Consider the following 17,796-nt stretch of genomic DNA (forward strand, 5'->3'; position numbering starts at 1 on the left):
TTTTGCTCTACGTCAGCCATGATTCTTTTTCAAGCTGATTGCGTTCCGGAGACATCTATGACGGCAAAAAAACCTCTGAAATGCCTGGCCTTGCTCGCCTTGCTTGGCGCCGGCTTTGCCGCACCGGCATTTGCAGCGGACTCCTGGACATGGAAAGCCAGCACCTGCACGCAGACTGCCAGCGGGAGCACGGTTGCAGGCCCCAACGGCAATGTCAGCAATATCGGCAATGCCTATGGCTGCGGCGCCACCTCGGGCGTTGTTGTCAACAACGCAACCCTGACCGGCTGGTCGACTACCGGATTCAGCGGCGCGAGCAGCTCAAGCTACGACAAGGCTTCGGTGCGCAGGTATGACGGCGTCGAGTTCGGCATCGTCAACGACTACAACGAAACCAGCAGTGGCGGTCAGCACTCGGTGGACAACAACACCCATACCGACTCTCTGCTGATCAAGTTCGATTCGGCGGTCGCGCTGAACGCATTGAACATCGGCTGGCGCACGAACGACGCCGACATCACCATCCTGCGCTATGTCGGCGCCGATGCCCCGAACATCCAGGGCAAGACCACGGCCGACATCAAGGCCGACATTCTTGACGGCAACGGCCAAGGCTGGGAATTGGTGGCCAATGTCTTTGATCTGGCCGTATCGACCAACACCAACAGTCCCAGCGCGACCTTCAATAACAATGCGGACGCCAGCAAGAACAAGAGTTCCAGCTGGTGGCTGATCAGTGCCTTCAATTCGAATCTGGGCGGAGTGGCCGGCGACGGTAACAAGGATTACTTCAAGCTGTTCTCCTTTGCTGGCGCTGGCAAGCAGGAGCCGTCGACCGGCATTCCGGAGCCGGCGTCGCTGGCATTGGCAGCGGCGGCCTTGCTGGCCCTGCGTGTGTCACGGCGCTCCTCACGAGCCTGAGCCAAGCACCCCAAACAAAGCGCCTCTTGCAGGCGCTTTGTTCGTTTTGGACCGCCCAGCGGGGTTTTGTCCCTGCCGAGACAGCTGTAAATCGAACGCTCGTGCTAAAAAGCAGCAAGTATTCGAGGAGACAGCATGGACCTGAACTTCACCCCCGAGGAACTGGCCTTCCGGGCCGAGATCCGGCAATGGGTGGCCGAGAACCTGCCCAAGGACATCAGCCACAAGGTGCACAACGCCTTGCGACTGTCCAAGGACGATATGCAGCGCTGGGCCAAGATTCTTGGCAAGAAGGGTTGGCATGGCTGGGCCTGGCCAAAGCAGTTCGGCGGGCCGGGCTGGAATGCCGTGCAGCGCCATCTGTTCGAGGAGGAATGCGCGCTGGCCGGAGCGCCACGAGTCGTCCCCTTCGGCCCGGTGATGGTGGCGCCGGTCATCATGGCTTTCGGCTCGCCCGAGCAGCAGCAACGCCATCTGCCCGGCATCATGAGCGGCGAGGTCTGGTGGAGCCAGGGTTATAGCGAACCGGGTTCGGGGTCGGATCTGGCCTCGGTCAAATGCAGGGCCGAGCGCCAGGGTGACAAGTACCTCGTCAACGGCCAGAAGACCTGGACCACGCTGGGCCAGTACGGCGACTGGATCTTCTGCCTGGTGCGCACCGACACCTCGGTCAAACCCCAGGCCGGCATCAGCTTTTTGCTGATCGACATGAAGTCGCCCGGGGTCACCGTGCGGCCCATCATCATGCTGGACGGCGAGCATGAGGTGAACGAGGTGTTTTTCGACAATGTCGAGGTGCCCGCCGAGAACCTGGTCGGCGAGGAGAACAAGGGCTGGACCTATGCCAAGTACCTGCTGGCCCATGAGCGCACCAATATCGCCGATGTGAACCGCGCCAAGCGTGAACTCGAGCGCCTCAAGCGCATCGCCAAGAGCGAAGGTATGTTCGAGGACCAGCGCTTTCGCGACCACATCGCACTGCTGGAGGTCGACATCGTCGCGCTGGAGATGATGGTGCTGCGGGTGCTGTCGGCCGAGAAGAGTGGCAAGCAAAGCCTGGATGTCGCCGGCCTGCTGAAGATCCGCGGCAGCGAGATCCAGCAACGCTATACCGAGCTGATGATGCTGGCGGCCGGGCCTTTCGCCCTGCCCTTCATCCAGGAAGCGATGGAGGCCGGCTGGCAGGGCGACCATATCGGCGCCGCCCATTGCGCGCCGCTGGCCAGCCACTACTTCAACTATCGCAAGACCACCATCTACGGCGGCTCCAACGAAGTGCAGCGCAATATCGTCGCCCAGACGGTGCTCGGCTGAAAGAAAGGACAGAAGATCATGGATTTCGACTTCAATGAAGACCAGGAATCGCTGCGCGACGCCGTGCGCCGCTGGGTCGACAAGGACTATGACTTCGCTCGCCGCCACGCCAGCGTCAAGGCCGGCGGGTTTTCCAGGCCAGCCTGGGAGGGCCTGGTCGGCCTGGGCCTGAGCGCCTTGGCCGTACCCGAGGCGCAGGGCGGCATGGGTTTCGGTCCGGTCGAGGCCATGGTGGTGATGGAAGAGCTGGGCCGCGGCATCGTGATGGAGCCCTATGCCCAGGCTGCGCTGATCGCGCCGGCCGTGCTCGCCCACGCACCGGCCGAGCTACAAGCGGCCTGGTTGCCCAAGATCGCTGGCGGCGAGGCCCTGATCGTGATGGCTCATCAGGAGCGTGGCGCCCGCTACCGCTTCGATCAGCCAAGCACCCGCGCCGACGGTCTGCACCTGTCGGGCGCCAAAAGTCTGGTGCCGGCCGGTGACCAGGCCGATGCCTTCATCGTCCCGGCGCTGAGCCAGGGGGACCTGGCCCTCTACCTGGTTGAACGCAGCGCGGCCGGCGTCTCGACCCGCCCCTACAGCCTGCAGGACGGCTCGCGCGCCGCCGATCTGACGCTCATCAACACACCCGCCACGCTGCTGGTCGGCCCCGAGCAGGGCCTGGCCATGCTGGAGCAGGCCATCGATATCGGCATCGCCGCGCTGTGCGCCGAAGGCGTCGGCGCGATGGAGAAGCTGGTCGCGATCACGGCCGAGTACCTGAACACGCGCAAGCAGTTCGGCGTCGTGATCAGCAGCTTCCAGGCCCTGCGCCATCGCATGGCCGATGTGAAGATGCAGCTGGAGCTGGCGCGCTCGATGAGCTATTTCGCGACGCTGAAGCTGGGCGACGAGCCCGCCTCGCGGCGCCGGGCGCTGTCGCAGGCCAAGCTGCAGCTGGGCCAGTCCCTGCGCTTCGTCGGCCAGCAATGCATCCAGCTGCATGGCGGCATCGGCGTCACCGACGAGTACATCGGCAGCCACTACTTCAAGCGCCTGACGACCATGGAAATGCAGTTCGGCGACAGCCTGCACCACCTCGGCGAGGTCAGCGCCCGCATGCAGGACACGGCGGGCGTCTTCGCCTGAGGCGGGCTGGCGGCCTGATGCCCGATTCCTCGATCTGCGATGTGGCCGGCCTGATGGTCGGCCACCATACCGACCACCGCCGCCCGACCGGCTGTACCGTCGTGCTATGCCCGCAAGGGGCCACCGCCGGCGTCGATGTGCGCGGCGCCGCGCCCGGCACCCGCGAGACCGATCTGCTGGCGCCCGAGAACACCGTGGACCGGGTTCATGGCCTGCTGCTGGCCGGCGGCAGCGCCTTCGGTCTGGACGCCGCCAGCGGCGTGATGCGCTGGCTGGCCGAGCGTGGCCACGGTGTCGCGGTGGGACCCGCGCGTGTGCCCATCGTGCCGGCCGCCGTGCTGTTTGATCTCTGGCTGGGCGATCCGGCGATCACCCCCGATGCGGCCTCGGGCTATGCGGCCTGCGAGGCCGCCAGCTCGCGAGCGCCGGCCGAGGGCTCGGTCGGCGCCGGCACCGGTGCCACGCTGGGCAAGCTGCGCGGTATTGCGCACGCGATGAAGGGCGGCATCGGCACGGCCTCGGTGACGGTCGGTGGCATCACCGTCGGCGCTCTGGTGGTGGTCAATGCGATCGGTGACATCATCGACCCGGCCAGCGGCCAGTTGATCGCCGGCGCGCGCGGCGACGACGGCAAGCCGCTGGGCATGCTGCAGGCGATGCTGCGCGGCGAGTTGCCCGCCGTGCCGCTCAGCGGCACGGCCACCACCCTGGGCATCGTCGCGACCGATGCCAGCCTGGACAAGGCAGCCGCCAAAAAGCTGGCCCAGATGGCACACGACGGCCTGGCCCGCACGATCAACCCGGTCCACACGGTCAGCGATGGCGATGTGATCTTCTCGCTGGCCACAGGCACGACGGGCGAACGCGGCGACCTCCGCCTGCTCGGGCCGCTGGCGGCCGAGGTCACCGCCCGCGCGGTCCTGCGCGCGGTGCGGGCCGCGACCGGCCTGCCCGGCCTGCCGGCTGTGGCCGAGCTGGCCGGATAATCGGCCCATGCGTCTGTCACAAATTCTATTTTCCCAAGGCTTCGGCACCCGCCGCCTGTGCGCCGGTCTGATCTACAACGGTGAGGTCAGCGTCAACGGCGAGCTCATCGAGGACGCCGATGCCGAATTCGAGACCGAGGGCCTGGAATTCGTCGTCAGCGGCAAGACCTGGCCCTTCTACGAGAAGGCCCTGATCCTGCTGAACAAGCCGGCCGGCTACGAGTGTTCCCAGAAGCCCAAGCACCATCCCAGCGTGATGACCCTGCTGCCCGGGCCGCTGCGCGAGCGCAATGTGCAGCCGGTCGGACGGCTCGACGAGGACACCACCGGCCTGCTGCTGCTGACCGATGACGGCAGCCTGATCCACAAGCTGACCAGCCCCAAGCACCATGTGCCCAAGATCTACGAAGCGCAGTGCAAGCACGAGGTGACGCCGGAGCAGGTCGCGCGGCTGCTGGCCGGCGTCGAACTGCATGAGCCGGATCCGGCGCCTGGCAAGCCCGCGCGCAAGGCCGAGCAGGCGCGCGCGGAAGGTGCCGAGGCCTTCGATACGGCGGCGGGCACCCACGGCCTGCGTCTGACCCTGATCGAAGGCAAGTACCACCAGGTCAAGCGCATGGTCGCGGCGGTCGGCAATCGGGTTGAGGCCCTGCACCGTCCGCAGTTCGGCGCGCTGACCTTGCCGGCCGATCTGAAGCCCGGCCAGTGGACCTGGGTCAGCAGCCCGAGCCTGATCACCCCCTGAGTTTCCCTAGGCTTTGCGGCGGCCGCACCACGCTTGCGGGTTCCTCCTAGGATGTTTGTCATCGGCGATCTGTAGAATCTAGGGATTGATGCGGCGAGCGCCTTGCTTGCCGCCACCCGTCCTAGAGCACCCAGCAAGGGTGCCGCGTCCTGGCTGTATGACACAGACGATCAGAGTGGAGCCCACGAGGGGCCGAGGGAATAACGAAGCGAGGGCCGACATCACCGCGCAGGTGGCGTCGGAGCGCCTCGCATCGCTGTACGAGATGACCATGGCCCCGACGCTGGCGGGCCTGCTGTTCAGCTGCTTCCCGGTCATTTTTCTGTGGCAGCACCTGCCCCGCCCGCTGCTGCTGGGCTGGCTGGCCGCGCGGCTCGCCATCGGCGGTCTGCGTTGCCTGGACGTGCTGCAGTTTCGCCGTGCGCGGCCGGCCTGCGGCGACAGTGCCCGCTGGCAGCTGCGCTATATGGTCCTGCTGGCGCTGGACGCGCTGAGCTGGGGGGCGATGGGCTGGCTCTTCCACAACCCGGCCGTGCCGGACCTGGACGGCATCATCCTGGCCTCAATGGTGGGGCTGGGCGCCGTCGGGCTGTTCTCGCTGGGCAGCGTCTGGCGCGCCCATCTGCTGTTCTCCGTGCTGGCCTTCGCGCCGCTGATGGCCTACCACCTGAGCCTGGGCACGCCGGCCGGCCTCTTCGTCAGCGCCGGCCTGGGGCTGTTCCTGGCCCTGACCCAGCTCGAGTCGCGCCGCGCCGAGGCCCGCAGCATCGAGCTGCTGCGCCTGCGCTTCGAGAACGCCTGGATCGCCGAGGAGCGCCAGCAGGCCCTGCAGTCGGCCGAACGCGACAGCAGCAGCAAGAGCCGCTTCGTTGCGGTGATGAGCCACGAGATCCGCACGCCGCTCAACGGCATCCTGGGCATGACCCAGCTGCTCGAGCGCTCGGCGCTCGACGCCCAGCAGCGCGAGCAGATCGATATCGTGCGCCGCTCGGGCCGCCATCTGCTGACCCTGGTCAACGACATCCTGGATCTGTCCCGCATCGAGTCGGGCAAGCTGGTGGTCGAGTCCGGCCCGGTGCTGCTGCGCGAGGCGGTCGACGATGTCTGCCGCCTGCTGTCGGGCAGCGCACGCGAGAAAGGCCTGGCCTTCGAGCTCAGCCTGAACCCGGCCCTGCCGGTCTGTGTGCAAGGCGATGCCGACCGCATCAAGCAGGTGCTGCACAACCTGGTCGGCAACGCGATCAAGTTCACCGAGCGCGGCCGGGTCGCGGTCGAGGTCAGCACGGTGCTGGACATGCGCGCCGGCACCCTCTTGCGCTTTGCGGTGCGCGACACCGGCGAAGGCATCGCACCCGACCAGATGGAGCGGGTCTTCGCGCCCTATGAGCAGGTGTTGCGGGGCGATGGCGCCGCGCCGCGCCGCCAGGAGGGCACCGGCCTGGGCCTGACGATCTCGCGCGAGCTGGCCCGCGCGATGGGCGGCGATCTGCGCTGTGCCTCGATGCCCGGTCAGGGTTCGGTGTTCGAGTTCACGCTGCCGCTGCAGGTCTGCGCGGCGCCCGAGAACAGCCAGCCGCCAGCCCCGACCGAGCTGCCGCAGCTGGCCGGCCGGGTGCTGCTGGTCGACGACAGCGCCGTCAATCTGCTGGTCGCCTCCAGCATGCTGGAGCGCTGCGGCCTGGTCGTCGATCAGGCCGAGAACGGCCTGCAGGCGCTGGAGCGGCTCAAGAGCGCCAACTACGACCTGGTGCTGATGGACTGCCAGATGCCCGAGCTCGACGGCTTCGAGACCACGCAGAGCTGGCGCGCCCATGAGCGGCGCCAGGGGCTGACCCGCCTGCCCATCGTCGCACTGACCGCCAGCGCGGTGAACAGCGACCGCGACCGCTGCCTCGAATGCGGCATGGACGACTACCTGGTCAAGCCCTTCGAACTGGATGACTTGGCGGCGATGGTGCAACGCCATCTGCGCGCGCCCGCTCTGGCCTAGGCCTGCGTAGATAATCCCTGGATGCATGTCTTTCGCGGCTTCCACCATCCCGGCATCGCGCCCGCCTGTGCGCTGACCATCGGCAATTTCGACGGCGTGCATCGCGGCCATCAGGCCATGCTGGCACTGCTGAAATCGGAAGCCCTGCATCGCGGTCTGCCGACCTGTGTGCTGACCTTCGAGCCGCATCCGCGCGACTTTTTCGCCGCCAAACTGGGCAAGCCCGAGCTCGCGCCGGCCCGTATCGCGCCGCTGCGCGACAAGCTCAGCGAGTTGGAGCGCTGCGGCATAGACCAGGTCGTCGTGCTGCGTTTCGATGCGTCGCTGGCCTCGCTGAGCGCGCAGGACTTCATCCAGCAGGTTCTGCAACAGGGCCTCGGCGCCAGGTACGTGCTGGTGGGCGACGATTTCCGCTTCGGTGCCAAGCGCCAGGGTGACTACGCCACGCTGGACGCGGCCGGCCAGCGCATGGGCTTCGATGTCGCCCGCATGATGAGCTACGAGGTTCATGGCCTGCGCGTGTCCAGCTCGGCGGTGCGCGAGGCGCTGAGCCAGGGCGATATGGAGGCGGTCGCCAGCCTGCTGGGCCGGCCCTACTCGATCTCGGGCCATATCGTGCATGGCAAGAAACTGGGCCGGATGCTGGGCGAATCGGCGGCCGGCGCGGCCGATGGTTTTCGCACGCTGAACCTGCGCTTTCCGCATGACAAGCCGGCCGCCAAAGGCATTTATGCGGTGCGCACCCATGGGCTGGCGCAGGGGCCGCTGGACGGCGTGGCCTCGCTGGGCGTGCGGCCGACCATCGAGCATGCCGGCCGGGTGCTGCTGGAAGTGCATTGCCTGGACTGGCCGGCCGAGCTGGGCTCCGACGGGGCCTACGGTAAACTCGTGCGCGTGGAACTCCTGCACAAACTGCGCGACGAAGCCCGCTACGAGGGGCTGGACGCCTTGACGGCCGCGATCCGTCAGGACGTGGACGAGGCGCGCGCCTACCTGGCGGGCCATGTGGCAACCCATGCCTCGCTGCGCCGCCAGACCACGCGCGACCGAATTTGAAGCGCTGAGCGCGCCCCCACCTCTCAGCCTGTGCCCCCCGGCACACCTCCGATTTGCAGGCTCACGCCTGCCCCTGACTGCCGCCTGCCATGACCGACGCCACCAAACCGGATTACCGCGCCACGCTGAACCTGCCCGACACCCCCTTCCCGATGCGCGGCGACCTGCCCAAGCGCGAGCCGGGCTGGGTCAAGAGCTGGGACGAGAAAGGCGTGTACAAGCGCCTGCGCGAGTCGCGCTGCGGCGCGCCCAAGTTCGTGCTGCACGACGGCCCGCCCTACGCCAACGGCCAGCTCCATGTCGGCCATGCGGCCAACAAGATCCTCAAGGACATGATCGTCAAGGCGCGCCAGCTGGCGGGCTTCGATGCCGCCTACATCCCCGGCTGGGACTGCCACGGCCTGCCGATCGAAAACCAGATCGAGAAGACCTTCGGCCGCGGCCTGCCGCGCGACGAGGTGCAGGCCAAGAGCCGCGCCTACGCGACCGAGCAGATCGACCAGCAGCGCACCGACTTCAAGCGTCTGGGCGTGCTGGGTGACTGGGAGAACCCGTACAAGACGATGAACTTCGCCAACGAGGCCGGCGAGATCCGCGTGCTGAAGCGCCTGTTCGAGCGCGGCTTCGTCTACCGCGGCTTGAAGCCCGTCTACTGGTGCTTCGACTGCGGCTCCTCGCTGGCCGAGTTCGAGATCGAGTACGCCGACAAGCAGAGCCCGGCCGTCGACGTGGCCTTCCTGAGCGCCGAGCCGGCCAAGCTGGCCGCCGCCTTCGGCCTGCCCTCGCTGGCCAAGGACGCCTTCACCGTCATCTGGACGACCACGCCCTGGACCATCCCGGCCAACCAGGCGCTGAATCTGAACCCCGAGCTGAGCTACGCCCTGGTCAACACGCCGCGCGGCATCTTCATGGTGGCCGAGGCCCTGGTCGAGAAATGCCTGGCGCGCTGGAAGCTCGAGGGCCAGGTGCTGGCCACGACGCTGGGCAAGCAGCTCGACCTGCTGAAGTTCAAACATCCGCTGGCCCATGTCGACGCCGGCTATGACCGCGAGAGCCCGATCTACCTGGCCGACTACGCCACCGCCGAGGACGGCACCGGCGTGGTCCATTCGGCGCCCGCCTACGGCCTCGATGACTTCAACTCCTGCGTCGCCCACGGACTGGCCTTCAAGGACATCCTGAACCCGGTGCAGGGCAATGGCACTTACGAGGCCGAGCTGCCGCTGTTCGGCGGTCAGCACATCTGGAAGGCCAATCCGCTGATCGCGCAAGCACTGGAAGACGCCGGCCGCCTGCTCTCGCACAGCAAGATCACCCACAGCTATCCGCACTGCTGGCGCCACAAGACGCCGGTGATCTACCGCGCGGCCGCACAGTGGTTTGTGCGCATGGACGAAGGCGACGGTGTCTTCACCGTCGACAAGGCGCCCAAGACACTGCGCCAGACGGCGCTTGAAGCGATCGCCGCGACAAGCTTCTATCCCGAGAACGGCCGCGCTCGTCTGCACGACATGATCGCCGGCCGGCCGGACTGGTGTATCTCGCGCCAGCGCAGCTGGGGCGTGCCGCTGCCGATCTTTCTGCACAAGGACAGCGGCCAGCCGCATCCGAACACGCTGGAGTTCATCGAGCGCGCCGCGCAGCTGGTGGAGACCGGTGGCGTCGAGGCCTGGTCCAAGCTGGACTCCGCCGACTGGCTGGGGGCCGAGGCCGAGCAATACAGCAAGGGCAGCGACATCCTCGACGTTTGGTTCGACTCCGGCTCGACCTTCCAGCATGTGCTCAAGGGCAGCCATGCCGGCGCGGCGCACGAGAGCGGCCCCGAGGCCGACCTCTATCTGGAAGGCCATGACCAGCATCGCGGCTGGTTCCACTCCTCGCTGCTGATCGCCAGTGCGCTATACGGCCGCGCGCCCTATCGCGGCCTGCTGACCCATGGCTTCACCGTCGACGGCAACGGCCGCAAGATGAGCAAGAGCCTGGGCAACTACATGCCGCTGGCCGAGTCGGCGCAGAAGTACGGCGGCGACATCCTGCGCCTGTGGTGCGCCTCGACCGACTACTCGGGCGACCTCGCCATCGACGACAAGATCCTCGCCCGCGTCGTCGATGCCTACCGCCGCATCCGCAACACCCTGCGCTTCCTGCTGGCCAACACCAGCGACTTCGATGCCAAGAAGGACGCGGTGCCGCTGGCGCAGCTGCTGGAAGTCGACCGCTATGCGCTGGCGCGCGCGGCCGAGCTGCAGGCCGAGATCCTGGCGCACTACGAGCGCTACGAGTTCCACCCGGTGGTGGCCAAGCTGCAGGTCTACTGCTCGGAAGACCTGGGCGGCTTCTACCTCGATGTGCTGAAGGACCGGCTCTACACCACCGCCCCCGGCAGCCTGGCGCGCCGCTCGGCACAGACCGCGCTGTGGCAGATCACCCAGGCCATGCTGCGCTGGATGGCGCCCTTCCTGAGCTTCACGGCCGAAGAAGCCTGGGCCATCTTCGACGGCGGCCATGCCGACGGTTCGATCTTCACCGAGACCTACTGGCAGTTCGAGGGCACAGACAGCAGCCTGATCGCCAAATGGGACCGCATCCATGCAATCCGCGATGCGGTCAACAAGGCCATCGAGGAGGTGCGTACCGCCGGCGGCGTCGGTTCCTCGCTGCAGGCCGAGGTCAGCCTGGGCGTCAACCCGCAAGACCTGGCCCTGCTGCAAAGCCTGGGCGAGGACCTGAAGTTCGTGCTGATCACCTCGGCTGCCAGCCTGGTGCCGGCCGATGAACTCAGCGTCGCGGTCACGCCGTCGAGCCAGGCCAAGTGCGAACGCTGCTGGCATTACCGCGACGATGTCGGCGCCAACCCGGCCCACCCGACGATCTGCGGCCGCTGCGACAGCAATCTCTACGGCACGGGCGAGCCGCGCAGCGTCGCCTAAGCAAGCAGAAGGGGCGCCGCGGCGCCCCTTCTTGTTTCCAGACCCCGGTCGGTCAGGGGAAGGCAGGGACGTTGGGCTCCAGGCCCTCGAAATGCGCCTCGGGATGGGTGCGCTCCAGCAGTTGCTCGATCTCGGTGACGCGCGAGCGCGGCACATCGACCATCAGCAGATACTGGCCGGCCTCGATGGCCTTGTCGAACCGCGTCAGCCGCCGGCTGGGGGTCGAGCTGCCTATCATGCTGGACGACCAGGTGCCCAGCACCGCGCCGATGCCGGCCAGCGCAATCACGATCAGGGCCGGCGGTGCGGTGCCGGCCAGCACATAGGCGCCGACGACGCCCAGGGCCGCACCGAGCCCGGCGCCCAGCAGCAGGCCGGTCTGGGCCGCCTCGACCAGGTCCGAGGTCTGCAGCACATTGGCCGCATGCAGGCCGCTCATATCGGCACCCTCACGGGCGACGAAATGGATATGCGGCTCGCTGATGCGGGCCAGCAAGAGCTCGTTCATGGTTTTGACCGCGCTGCCTTGATCCGGCAGCAGCCAGTAGATGCGTTTGCGCATAAGGACTCTCCTAGAGGCGTTTGAGTGCACGAGGTCGATGTCTGCGGCAGCAGGGCGCGTCGCATGGCACGGCCAGAGCTTTCTTCTACTCCTGTTTGCCGGCGCAATCAAGCCAGCGGCTACAGTAGCGGCCTGCATTCCCGCCCCGACCCACTCTTCATGACCAAGTCCTCTTCCTCGCCCCGCCTCATCCAATGGCTGGGCATCGCCCTGCTGATCATCGTGCTGGACCAGTTCAGCAAGACCCTGATCCTGGGCCATTTCCAGCTCGGCGACAGTCGCCATGTGACCGACTTCTTCAACGTCGTGCGGGTCCACAACACCGGCGCGGCCTTCAGCTTCCTGGCCGGCGCCTCGGGCTGGCAGCGCTGGTTCTTCGTTGGGCTGGGTGCGGTGGCCACCGTCTTCATCACCGTGATGCTGCGCCGCCACGGCCACCAGACCCTGTTTGCCTGGGCGCTGTCGCTGATCCTCGGCGGCGCGATCGGCAATGTGGTTGACCGCCTGCTGCACGGCTATGTGGTGGACTTCATCCAGCTGCACTGGGGCGGCTGGTACTTCCCGTCCTTCAACGTGGCCGACAGCGCGATCACGGTCGGCGCCGTGCTGCTGATCTGGGACGAGATCCGGCGCGTGCGCAAGGGCTAGCCCCGCTACACATCTGCTCGCGTCTGGCCTAGGCTCGCGCCATGAGCACCAGCGACGAGCCGGCCGAGACCTCGGCCTTTGACATCCAGCTGCGCACCCTGCGCTTTAGCGACCCGCTGCGCTGGCTGGCGGCCGGCTGGCGCGACTTCATCCGTGCCCCCGGCATCGGCCTGTTCTACGGCTTTTGCTTCATGGCCATGGGCTGGACCCTGCTGAAGGTCTACGAGCATGCGCCGGCCTACACGCTGGCGCTGTCGGCCGGCTTTTTGCTGATGGGGCCTTTTATGTGCCTGGGCCTGTACCAGGTCAGCATGCGGCTCGAGCGCGGCGAGCAGCCCGACTTTGCCGACTCCATCCTGGCGTGGGAAGCGCGACTGTCGCAGCTGGCGATCTTCGGCGGCGTGCTCTTGATCCTGGAAATGCTGTGGGGCCGCGCCGCGCTGGTGATCTTCGCGGTCAGCTTCGACGGCATGCCCGATCTGGCCGGCTCGCTGGCCAAGTTCCTCGACCCCGAGAATCTTGGTTTTGTCGTCACCTATCTGGGCGTCGGTGCGGTCTTCGCGGGCCTGATCTACGCGGTCAGCGTGGTCTCGATCCCGATGCTGCTGGACCGGCCGGTCGATGCGGTCACCGCCGGCCTGACCAGCCTGCGCCTGGTGCTGAGCCAGACCGGCGTGATGTTGCTGTGGGGCGGCCTGATCACCGTGCTGGTGCTGCTGGCCCTGCTGCCCTGGTTTGCCGGGCTGCTGGTGGTCGGGCCGGTGCTGGGCCATGCCAGCTGGCACGCCTACCGCGCCGCCGTGACGGACTGAACAAGCCGGCACAAATTCTTCATCTCCGCAGCATCCGGCTCACGCCACAATGGAGGGCGTTGCCCTCCTCCTCCGGCCCCTGCCGCCCATGCTTGATTTCTCCAGCTTGACGCATTACGACTGGCTCGATGTGCCCATGTGGGTCTTCGATCCCGAGCGCCAGCGCAATCTCTGGGCCAATGCAGCGGCGCTGAGCTTCTGGAAGGCCGAGAGTGCCGAGGAATTCCTGTCGCGCGACTTCTCCGACACCACGCCCATGGTGCGCGAGCGCCTGGCGGTCACCGCCGCCGACCACGCCCAGGACAAGATCGTGCGCGAGCAATGGACGCTCTACCCCAAGGGCCAGGCCACCACGGTGCTGCTGGTGTCGCGCGGTATTCGCACACCGGACCGACGCCAGGTGATGCTGTTCGCCGCCGACGCGCTGCCCACCGGGGTCGACAAAAGCATGTTGCGCGGTGTCGAGGCCTTGCAGCACACCTCGGTGCGCATCGCGATGTTCAGCCTGAAGGACGGCAGCGTGCTGATGCGCAACCCGGCCGCCGCCAGCTGCTTCGGGGGCCTGGCCGAGGAGCGCGGCAGCAAGGCCTTCATGGCGATGTTTCCCGAACCCGAGCTGGCGCGGCGCATCTTCGCCCAGGTGCAGCGTGGCCAAACCTTCAGCGCCGATCTGGAACTGCTGACCAGCAGCGGCCGACGCTGGCACGGCGTCGACGCCCGGCCGATGCGCGACCCGGTCACCGGTGAGCTGGTGATGCAGTTCAATGCCCGCGACATCGCCGATCTGAAGGCCTCGCAGGCCGCGCTGGAGGCCGCCCGCGAGGTGGCCGAGGCGGCCAGCCAGGCCAAGAGCAGCTTCCTGGCCAATATGAGCCATGAGATCCGCACGCCGATGAACGGCGTGCTGGGCCTGACCGAGTTGGTGCTGCAGACCGAGCTCAACGAGCGCCAGCGCAAATTCATCGAGCTGGCCCATACCTCGGCCAAGGGCTTGATGGTCATCATCAACGATCTGCTGGACGTCGCCAAGATCGAGGCCGGCCGCGTCGTCATCGACAGCCAGCCCTTCTCCTTGCACGACTGCCTGCGCGAGGCCCTGCATCCGTTGCTGCTGCATGCGCACGAGAAGAGCATCTCGCTGCATGCCAAGGTACAGCCGGGCGTGCCGCAGCGCGTGCTGGGCGACGCGCTGCGGCTGCGCCAGGTGCTGGTCAATCTGGTCGGGAATGCGCTGAAGTTCACCGAGAAGGGCGAGGTGCGGCTGGAGGTCCTGCGCCTGGACGAAGACAGCGCGCCGGCCCCGCTGCGCCTGCGCTTCTCGGTGCATGACACCGGCATCGGCATGACGCGCGAGCAGATCGCCCAAGTCTTCGACCCCTTCACCCAGGCCGACGGCAGCATCACCCGGCGCTACGGCGGCACCGGCCTGGGCCTGACCATCGTGCAGCGCCTGGTGGGCCTGATGGGCGGCCAGGTCGCGGTAGAGAGCCAGCCCGGCACCGGCTCCTGCTTCAGCTTTGAGCTGGCCATGGCCCGCCTGCCGACGCCCGAGTCGGCGGCCAGCTCACCCTCATCCCTACCCTCGCCCCTGCCCTCAGACCAGCAGCACGCCTGAGCCTATGGTCGTGCGGGCCTCGAGCTCGCGGTGCGCCTGCACCACATCAGCCAGCGCATAACGCTGCTCGACATGGATCTTCACCAGGCCGCTGCCGACGACCGAGAACAGATCATCGGCCATCGCCTGCGTGGCCTCGCGCGTGGCCAGGTGGGTGAACAGGGTCGGCCGGGTCACATAGAGCGAACCCTTGGCGGCCAACTGGCCCAGTTGCACCGGCGGCGCAAAGCCCGAGGCATTGCCGAAGCTCACCAGCAGGCCGAAGGTCGCCAGGCTGTTCAGCGAGCCCTCGAAGGTGTCCAGGCCCACCGAGTCGTAGACCACCTTGACGCCCTTGGCGCCGGTGATCTCGCGCACCCGCGCGGCGAAGTCCTCACGCCGGTAGTTGATCGCATGGCTCGCGCCCGAGGCCAACGCCAGCGCGCATTTCTCATCCGAGCCGGCCGTCGCGATCAGCTGCAGGCCCAGCGCCTTGGCCCATTGGCAGGCGATCAGACCGACACCGCCGGCGGCGGCATGGAAGAGCACGAAGTCGCCGGCCTGCAGACCGCCCTGCGGCAGGGTACGGCGCAGCAGGTATTGCGCGGTCAGGCCTTTGAGCATCATCGCGGCGCCGGTCTCGAACGAGATGGCGTCCGGCAATCGCACCACGCAGCGCGCCGGCATCACCCGCGCCGTGCAGTAGGCGCCGGGTGGCTGGCTGGCATAGGCGGCGCGGTCGCCAACGCTCAGATGCGTGACGCCCTCGCCCACCGCCTCGATGACACCGGCGCCCTCCATGCCCAGGCGGGCCGGCAGCGGCAGCGGGTAAGCGCCATTGCGGTGGTAGACGTCGATGTAGTTCAGGCCGCAGCCCTGATGGCGGATGCGGATCTCGCCGGGCCCGGGCTCGCCGACCTCGATATCGACCAGCTGCATCGCCTCCGGTGCACCAGGCTGCAGGATCTGGACGGCTTTTTCGCGACGGCTCATGCGCTCTCTCCTCAACGTCAATGGATGAATTCCGCTATCGTGCCAGCCTTTGCCCGATCTTGCCCGCGCCTCCCATGCTGACCCCGCGCCTTGCCCTGATGCTGACCCTGCCGCCGCTGCTGTGGGCCGGCAATGCCGTGGTCGGCCGGCTGATGGCCGGCAGCGTGCCACCCTTGCTGCTCAACGCGATGCGCTGGAGCCTGGTCTTTGTGCTGCTGCTGCCACTGGCCTGGCGGCTGCTCGCGCAGCCGCAGCAATGGCTGAGCCGCTGGCGCTATCTGGCGCTCAGCGGACTGCTGGGCATGGGCTGCTACAACGCGCTGCAGTACCAGGCGCTGCGCAGCTCCACAGCGCTGAACGTGACCCTGATCGCCGCCAGCATGCCGGTCTGGATGCTGGCCATCGGCGCGCTGGTCTTCAAGGTGCGGCCCAGCCGCTGGCAGATCGGCGGCGCGCTGCTGTCGCTGATCGGCGTGGCCTTTGTGATCGCGCGTGGCCAGCTCGCCAATCTGGCCCGGGTGCAGTTCGTGCCCGGCGATCTGCTGATGCTGCTGGCGGTGTTCTCCTGGGCGATCTACAGCTGGATGCTGGCGCGACCGCCGGCCCATCTACGGGGCGAGCAAAAGCCCGCCTGGAACTGGGCCGAAATCATGATGTCCCAGCTGATCTTCGGCCTCGGCTTCGCCGGGCTGATGGCCGGCGTCGAGCAGGGCTACACCGCGCAGCCCCTGGTCTGGGGGCCAGGTCTTGCGATGGCCCTGGTCTATGTCGCCATCGGCCCCTCGCTGATCGCCTATCGCTGCTGGGGCCAGGGCGTGGCCGAGGCCGGGCCGGCGATGGCCGCCTTCTTCGGCAATCTGACGCCGGTGTTCGCGGCGCTGATGTCTACCGCGCTGCTGGGCGAATGGCCGCAGTGGTACCACGGCGTCGCCTTCGCGCTGATCGCGGCGGGCATCGCGGTCTCGGGGCGGCGCTAAGCGGCGGTTAAGCGGCGGCTAAGCGGCGGATCGCCCCCCAAGCTAGAACCGCGCCGGCAGGCCTCGCCATGCCTAGAATCAGCAGCTGCAACTACAACGGGGGCTCTCGATGACAAAGCATAAATACTCGTGGCTGGCCTTGGCCTGCGGTCTGGCACTGGCGGTCCCGCTGCAGGGCCTGGCGCAGGAACTCGGCAAGGGCGGCTCCAAGGCCACCGGCGGCGTCGGCCCCGATGGCGCCCAGGGCGCCTCGGCCGAGCTGGAGAAATGCGAGGCCCCCAAGGGCACGATCGCGGTGGTCGAGCCGCAGTCGGCGCTGTCGGTGGCGCTGCAGCGCTATCAGCTGGGCTCGCCCACCAGCGTGATCCGCATGCTGATCCAGCAGTCCAACTGCTTCCAGGTGGTCGAGCGCGGCATGGCGATGCAGAACATGATGCAGGAGCGTGCATTGGCCCAGTCCGGCCAGTTGCAGGCCGACCAGAACATCGGCAAGGGCCAGATGGTGACGGCCGATTTCCTGGTCACGCCCAATGTGGTGTTCAGCGAGAACAATGCCGGCGGCATCGGTGGCGGCCTGCTGGGCGCCTTCGGCGGCAATGCCGGGCGACTGATCGGCGGCATCGTCGGCGGGCTCAAGTTCAAGCAGGCCCAGACCAGCCTGCTGCTGGCCGACTCGCGCTCCGGCATCCAGGTCGCGGCGGCCGAGGGCAGCGCCGAGAAGGCCGATTTCTCGCTGGGCGGCGCGCTGTTCGGCGGCGGTGGCGGCGCGGCGCTGGGCGGCTATTCCAACACCAATGAGGGCAAGGTCATCGTCGCCTCCTTCATCGACAACTGGAACAACATCGTCCGCTCGATCCGCAACAACCCGTCCTTGATACAGGCCCGCGCCGGCGAGGCCTCGCAGCGCAATGCCGCCACCAGCGTGCAGGCCGGCGCGGCGGCCGAGGGTGATGTGATGGTGCCCAAGATCGGCGGGGCCAAGGTGTTGCGCCAGCCGCGCGAGGGTGCGCCCGAGTTGCAGACCCTGGCACGCAGCGACGAGGTGCTCTACCTCGGCGAAGAGCGCGATGGCTTCCTGAAGGTGCAGTCGGGCAAGGGCGAGGGCTGGATCAAGAAGGTGCTCGTCAAGAAGCAGTAACG

15 protein-coding genes are annotated in these 17,796 nt (G+C 67.4%); 13 read left to right on the forward strand and 2 right to left on the reverse strand.

Annotation, left to right across the window (positions count from 1 at the left end; translation table 11 throughout):
• Nucleotides 1-18: 18 nt before the first annotated feature.
• The 8 genes from xdp1 (at nucleotide 19) to ileS (ending at nucleotide 11,070) form a co-directional block, all read left to right on the forward strand.
• Nucleotides 19-921 carry an exosortase-dependent surface protein XDP1 gene (xdp1, locus tag O5M90_RS04990; protein ID WP_137942099.1) on the forward strand — a complete coding sequence of 301 codons (903 nt, stop codon included), beginning with the start codon at nucleotides 19-21 and terminating at the stop codon, nucleotides 919-921.
• 135 nt (nucleotides 922-1,056) lie between these two features.
• Nucleotides 1,057-2,235 (forward strand): acyl-CoA dehydrogenase family protein, encoded by a 1,179-nt coding sequence (locus tag O5M90_RS04995; protein WP_269840211.1) that lies wholly within the window; start codon nucleotides 1,057-1,059, stop codon nucleotides 2,233-2,235.
• A gap of 18 nt (nucleotides 2,236-2,253) precedes the next feature.
• Nucleotides 2,254-3,363, forward strand: coding sequence for an acyl-CoA dehydrogenase family protein (locus O5M90_RS05000; protein WP_269840212.1), 1,110 nt, complete (start codon nucleotides 2,254-2,256; stop codon nucleotides 3,361-3,363).
• 17 nt (nucleotides 3,364-3,380) lie between these two features.
• Nucleotides 3,381-4,349, forward strand: coding sequence for a P1 family peptidase (locus tag O5M90_RS05005; RefSeq protein WP_269840213.1), 969 nt, complete (start codon nucleotides 3,381-3,383; stop codon nucleotides 4,347-4,349).
• Between the two features lie 7 nt (nucleotides 4,350-4,356).
• On the forward strand, nucleotides 4,357-5,094 hold the full coding sequence (locus O5M90_RS05010; protein WP_137942095.1) for a pseudouridine synthase: 738 nt from the start codon (nucleotides 4,357-4,359) through the stop codon (nucleotides 5,092-5,094).
• A 271-nt stretch (nucleotides 5,095-5,365) separates the two neighbouring features.
• Nucleotides 5,366-7,084 (forward strand): ATP-binding protein, encoded by a 1,719-nt coding sequence (locus O5M90_RS05015; protein WP_269840214.1) that lies wholly within the window; start codon nucleotides 5,366-5,368, stop codon nucleotides 7,082-7,084.
• A 21-nt stretch (nucleotides 7,085-7,105) separates the two neighbouring features.
• Entirely contained in the window at nucleotides 7,106-8,140 is a 1,035-nt protein-coding gene (locus O5M90_RS05020; RefSeq protein WP_269840215.1) for a bifunctional riboflavin kinase/FAD synthetase, read from the forward strand.
• 89 nt (nucleotides 8,141-8,229) lie between these two features.
• Nucleotides 8,230-11,070 (forward strand): isoleucine--tRNA ligase, encoded by a 2,841-nt coding sequence (gene ileS, locus O5M90_RS05025; RefSeq protein WP_269840216.1) that lies wholly within the window; start codon nucleotides 8,230-8,232, stop codon nucleotides 11,068-11,070.
• Between the two features lie 52 nt (nucleotides 11,071-11,122).
• On the opposite strand, the gene O5M90_RS05030 is transcribed toward ileS, so the two are convergent.
• Nucleotides 11,123-11,632, reverse strand: coding sequence for a DUF1269 domain-containing protein (locus O5M90_RS05030; protein ID WP_137942091.1), 510 nt, complete (start codon nucleotides 11,630-11,632; stop codon nucleotides 11,123-11,125).
• A gap of 159 nt (nucleotides 11,633-11,791) precedes the next feature.
• Between O5M90_RS05030 and lspA the strand changes: the two genes are divergently transcribed.
• From lspA to O5M90_RS05045, 3 genes are all read left to right on the forward strand, one after another.
• On the forward strand, nucleotides 11,792-12,280 hold the full coding sequence (gene lspA, locus O5M90_RS05035; protein WP_137942090.1) for a signal peptidase II: 489 nt from the start codon (nucleotides 11,792-11,794) through the stop codon (nucleotides 12,278-12,280).
• 41 nt (nucleotides 12,281-12,321) lie between these two features.
• Entirely contained in the window at nucleotides 12,322-13,092 is a 771-nt protein-coding gene (locus O5M90_RS05040; protein ID WP_269840217.1) for a DUF2189 domain-containing protein, read from the forward strand.
• Between the two features lie 88 nt (nucleotides 13,093-13,180).
• Nucleotides 13,181-14,707, forward strand: coding sequence for a hybrid sensor histidine kinase/response regulator (locus tag O5M90_RS05045; protein WP_269840218.1), 1,527 nt, complete (start codon nucleotides 13,181-13,183; stop codon nucleotides 14,705-14,707).
• Here O5M90_RS05045 and O5M90_RS05050 read toward each other — a convergent pair.
• Entirely contained in the window at nucleotides 14,687-15,679 is a 993-nt protein-coding gene (locus tag O5M90_RS05050; protein WP_269840219.1) for a quinone oxidoreductase family protein, read from the reverse strand. The two genes, O5M90_RS05045 and O5M90_RS05050, sit on opposite strands and share 21 nt — an antisense overlap.
• 74 nt (nucleotides 15,680-15,753) lie before the next feature.
• Between O5M90_RS05050 and O5M90_RS05055 the strand changes: the two genes are divergently transcribed.
• Together O5M90_RS05055 and O5M90_RS05060 are read left to right on the forward strand one after the other, a co-directional pair.
• Nucleotides 15,754-16,656, forward strand: coding sequence for a DMT family transporter (locus O5M90_RS05055; protein ID WP_269840220.1), 903 nt, complete (start codon nucleotides 15,754-15,756; stop codon nucleotides 16,654-16,656).
• Between the two features lie 109 nt (nucleotides 16,657-16,765).
• The gene (locus tag O5M90_RS05060; protein ID WP_137942086.1) at nucleotides 16,766-17,794 is read left to right on the forward strand and encodes a CsgG/HfaB family protein; all 1,029 of its coding nucleotides are present in this window, start codon (nucleotides 16,766-16,768) and stop codon (nucleotides 17,792-17,794) included.
• The last annotated feature ends 2 nt before the right edge of the window (nucleotides 17,795-17,796 follow it).

Origin of the sequence: Paucibacter sp. M5-1, from assembly GCF_027498415.2 — a bacterium.
Classification (GTDB): Bacteria; Pseudomonadota; Gammaproteobacteria; order Burkholderiales; family Burkholderiaceae_C; genus Roseateles_E.

What these genes read in the sequence shown, in the direction of transcription:
- xdp1 (WP_137942099.1), top strand. Translation starts at nt 19, where the DNA reads ATGATTCTTTTTCAAGCTGATTGCGTTCCGGAGACATCTATGACGGCA.
- O5M90_RS04995 (WP_269840211.1), top strand. Translation starts at nt 1,057, where the DNA reads ATGGACCTGAACTTCACCCCCGAGGAACTGGCCTTCCGGGCCGAGATC.
- O5M90_RS05000 (WP_269840212.1), top strand. Translation starts at nt 2,254, where the DNA reads ATGGATTTCGACTTCAATGAAGACCAGGAATCGCTGCGCGACGCCGTG.
- O5M90_RS05005 (WP_269840213.1), top strand. Translation starts at nt 3,381, where the DNA reads ATGCCCGATTCCTCGATCTGCGATGTGGCCGGCCTGATGGTCGGCCAC.
- O5M90_RS05010 (WP_137942095.1), top strand. Translation starts at nt 4,357, where the DNA reads ATGCGTCTGTCACAAATTCTATTTTCCCAAGGCTTCGGCACCCGCCGC.
- O5M90_RS05015 (WP_269840214.1), top strand. Translation starts at nt 5,366, where the DNA reads ATGGCCCCGACGCTGGCGGGCCTGCTGTTCAGCTGCTTCCCGGTCATT.
- O5M90_RS05020 (WP_269840215.1), top strand. Translation starts at nt 7,106, where the DNA reads ATGCATGTCTTTCGCGGCTTCCACCATCCCGGCATCGCGCCCGCCTGT.
- ileS (WP_269840216.1), top strand. Translation starts at nt 8,230, where the DNA reads ATGACCGACGCCACCAAACCGGATTACCGCGCCACGCTGAACCTGCCC.
- O5M90_RS05030 (WP_137942091.1), bottom strand. Translation starts at nt 11,632, where the DNA reads ATGCGCAAACGCATCTACTGGCTGCTGCCGGATCAAGGCAGCGCGGTC.
- lspA (WP_137942090.1), top strand. Translation starts at nt 11,792, where the DNA reads ATGACCAAGTCCTCTTCCTCGCCCCGCCTCATCCAATGGCTGGGCATC.
- O5M90_RS05040 (WP_269840217.1), top strand. Translation starts at nt 12,322, where the DNA reads ATGAGCACCAGCGACGAGCCGGCCGAGACCTCGGCCTTTGACATCCAG.
- O5M90_RS05045 (WP_269840218.1), top strand. Translation starts at nt 13,181, where the DNA reads ATGCTTGATTTCTCCAGCTTGACGCATTACGACTGGCTCGATGTGCCC.
- O5M90_RS05050 (WP_269840219.1), bottom strand. Translation starts at nt 15,679, where the DNA reads ATGAGCCGTCGCGAAAAAGCCGTCCAGATCCTGCAGCCTGGTGCACCG.
- O5M90_RS05055 (WP_269840220.1), top strand. Translation starts at nt 15,754, where the DNA reads ATGCTGACCCCGCGCCTTGCCCTGATGCTGACCCTGCCGCCGCTGCTG.
- O5M90_RS05060 (WP_137942086.1), top strand. Translation starts at nt 16,766, where the DNA reads ATGACAAAGCATAAATACTCGTGGCTGGCCTTGGCCTGCGGTCTGGCA.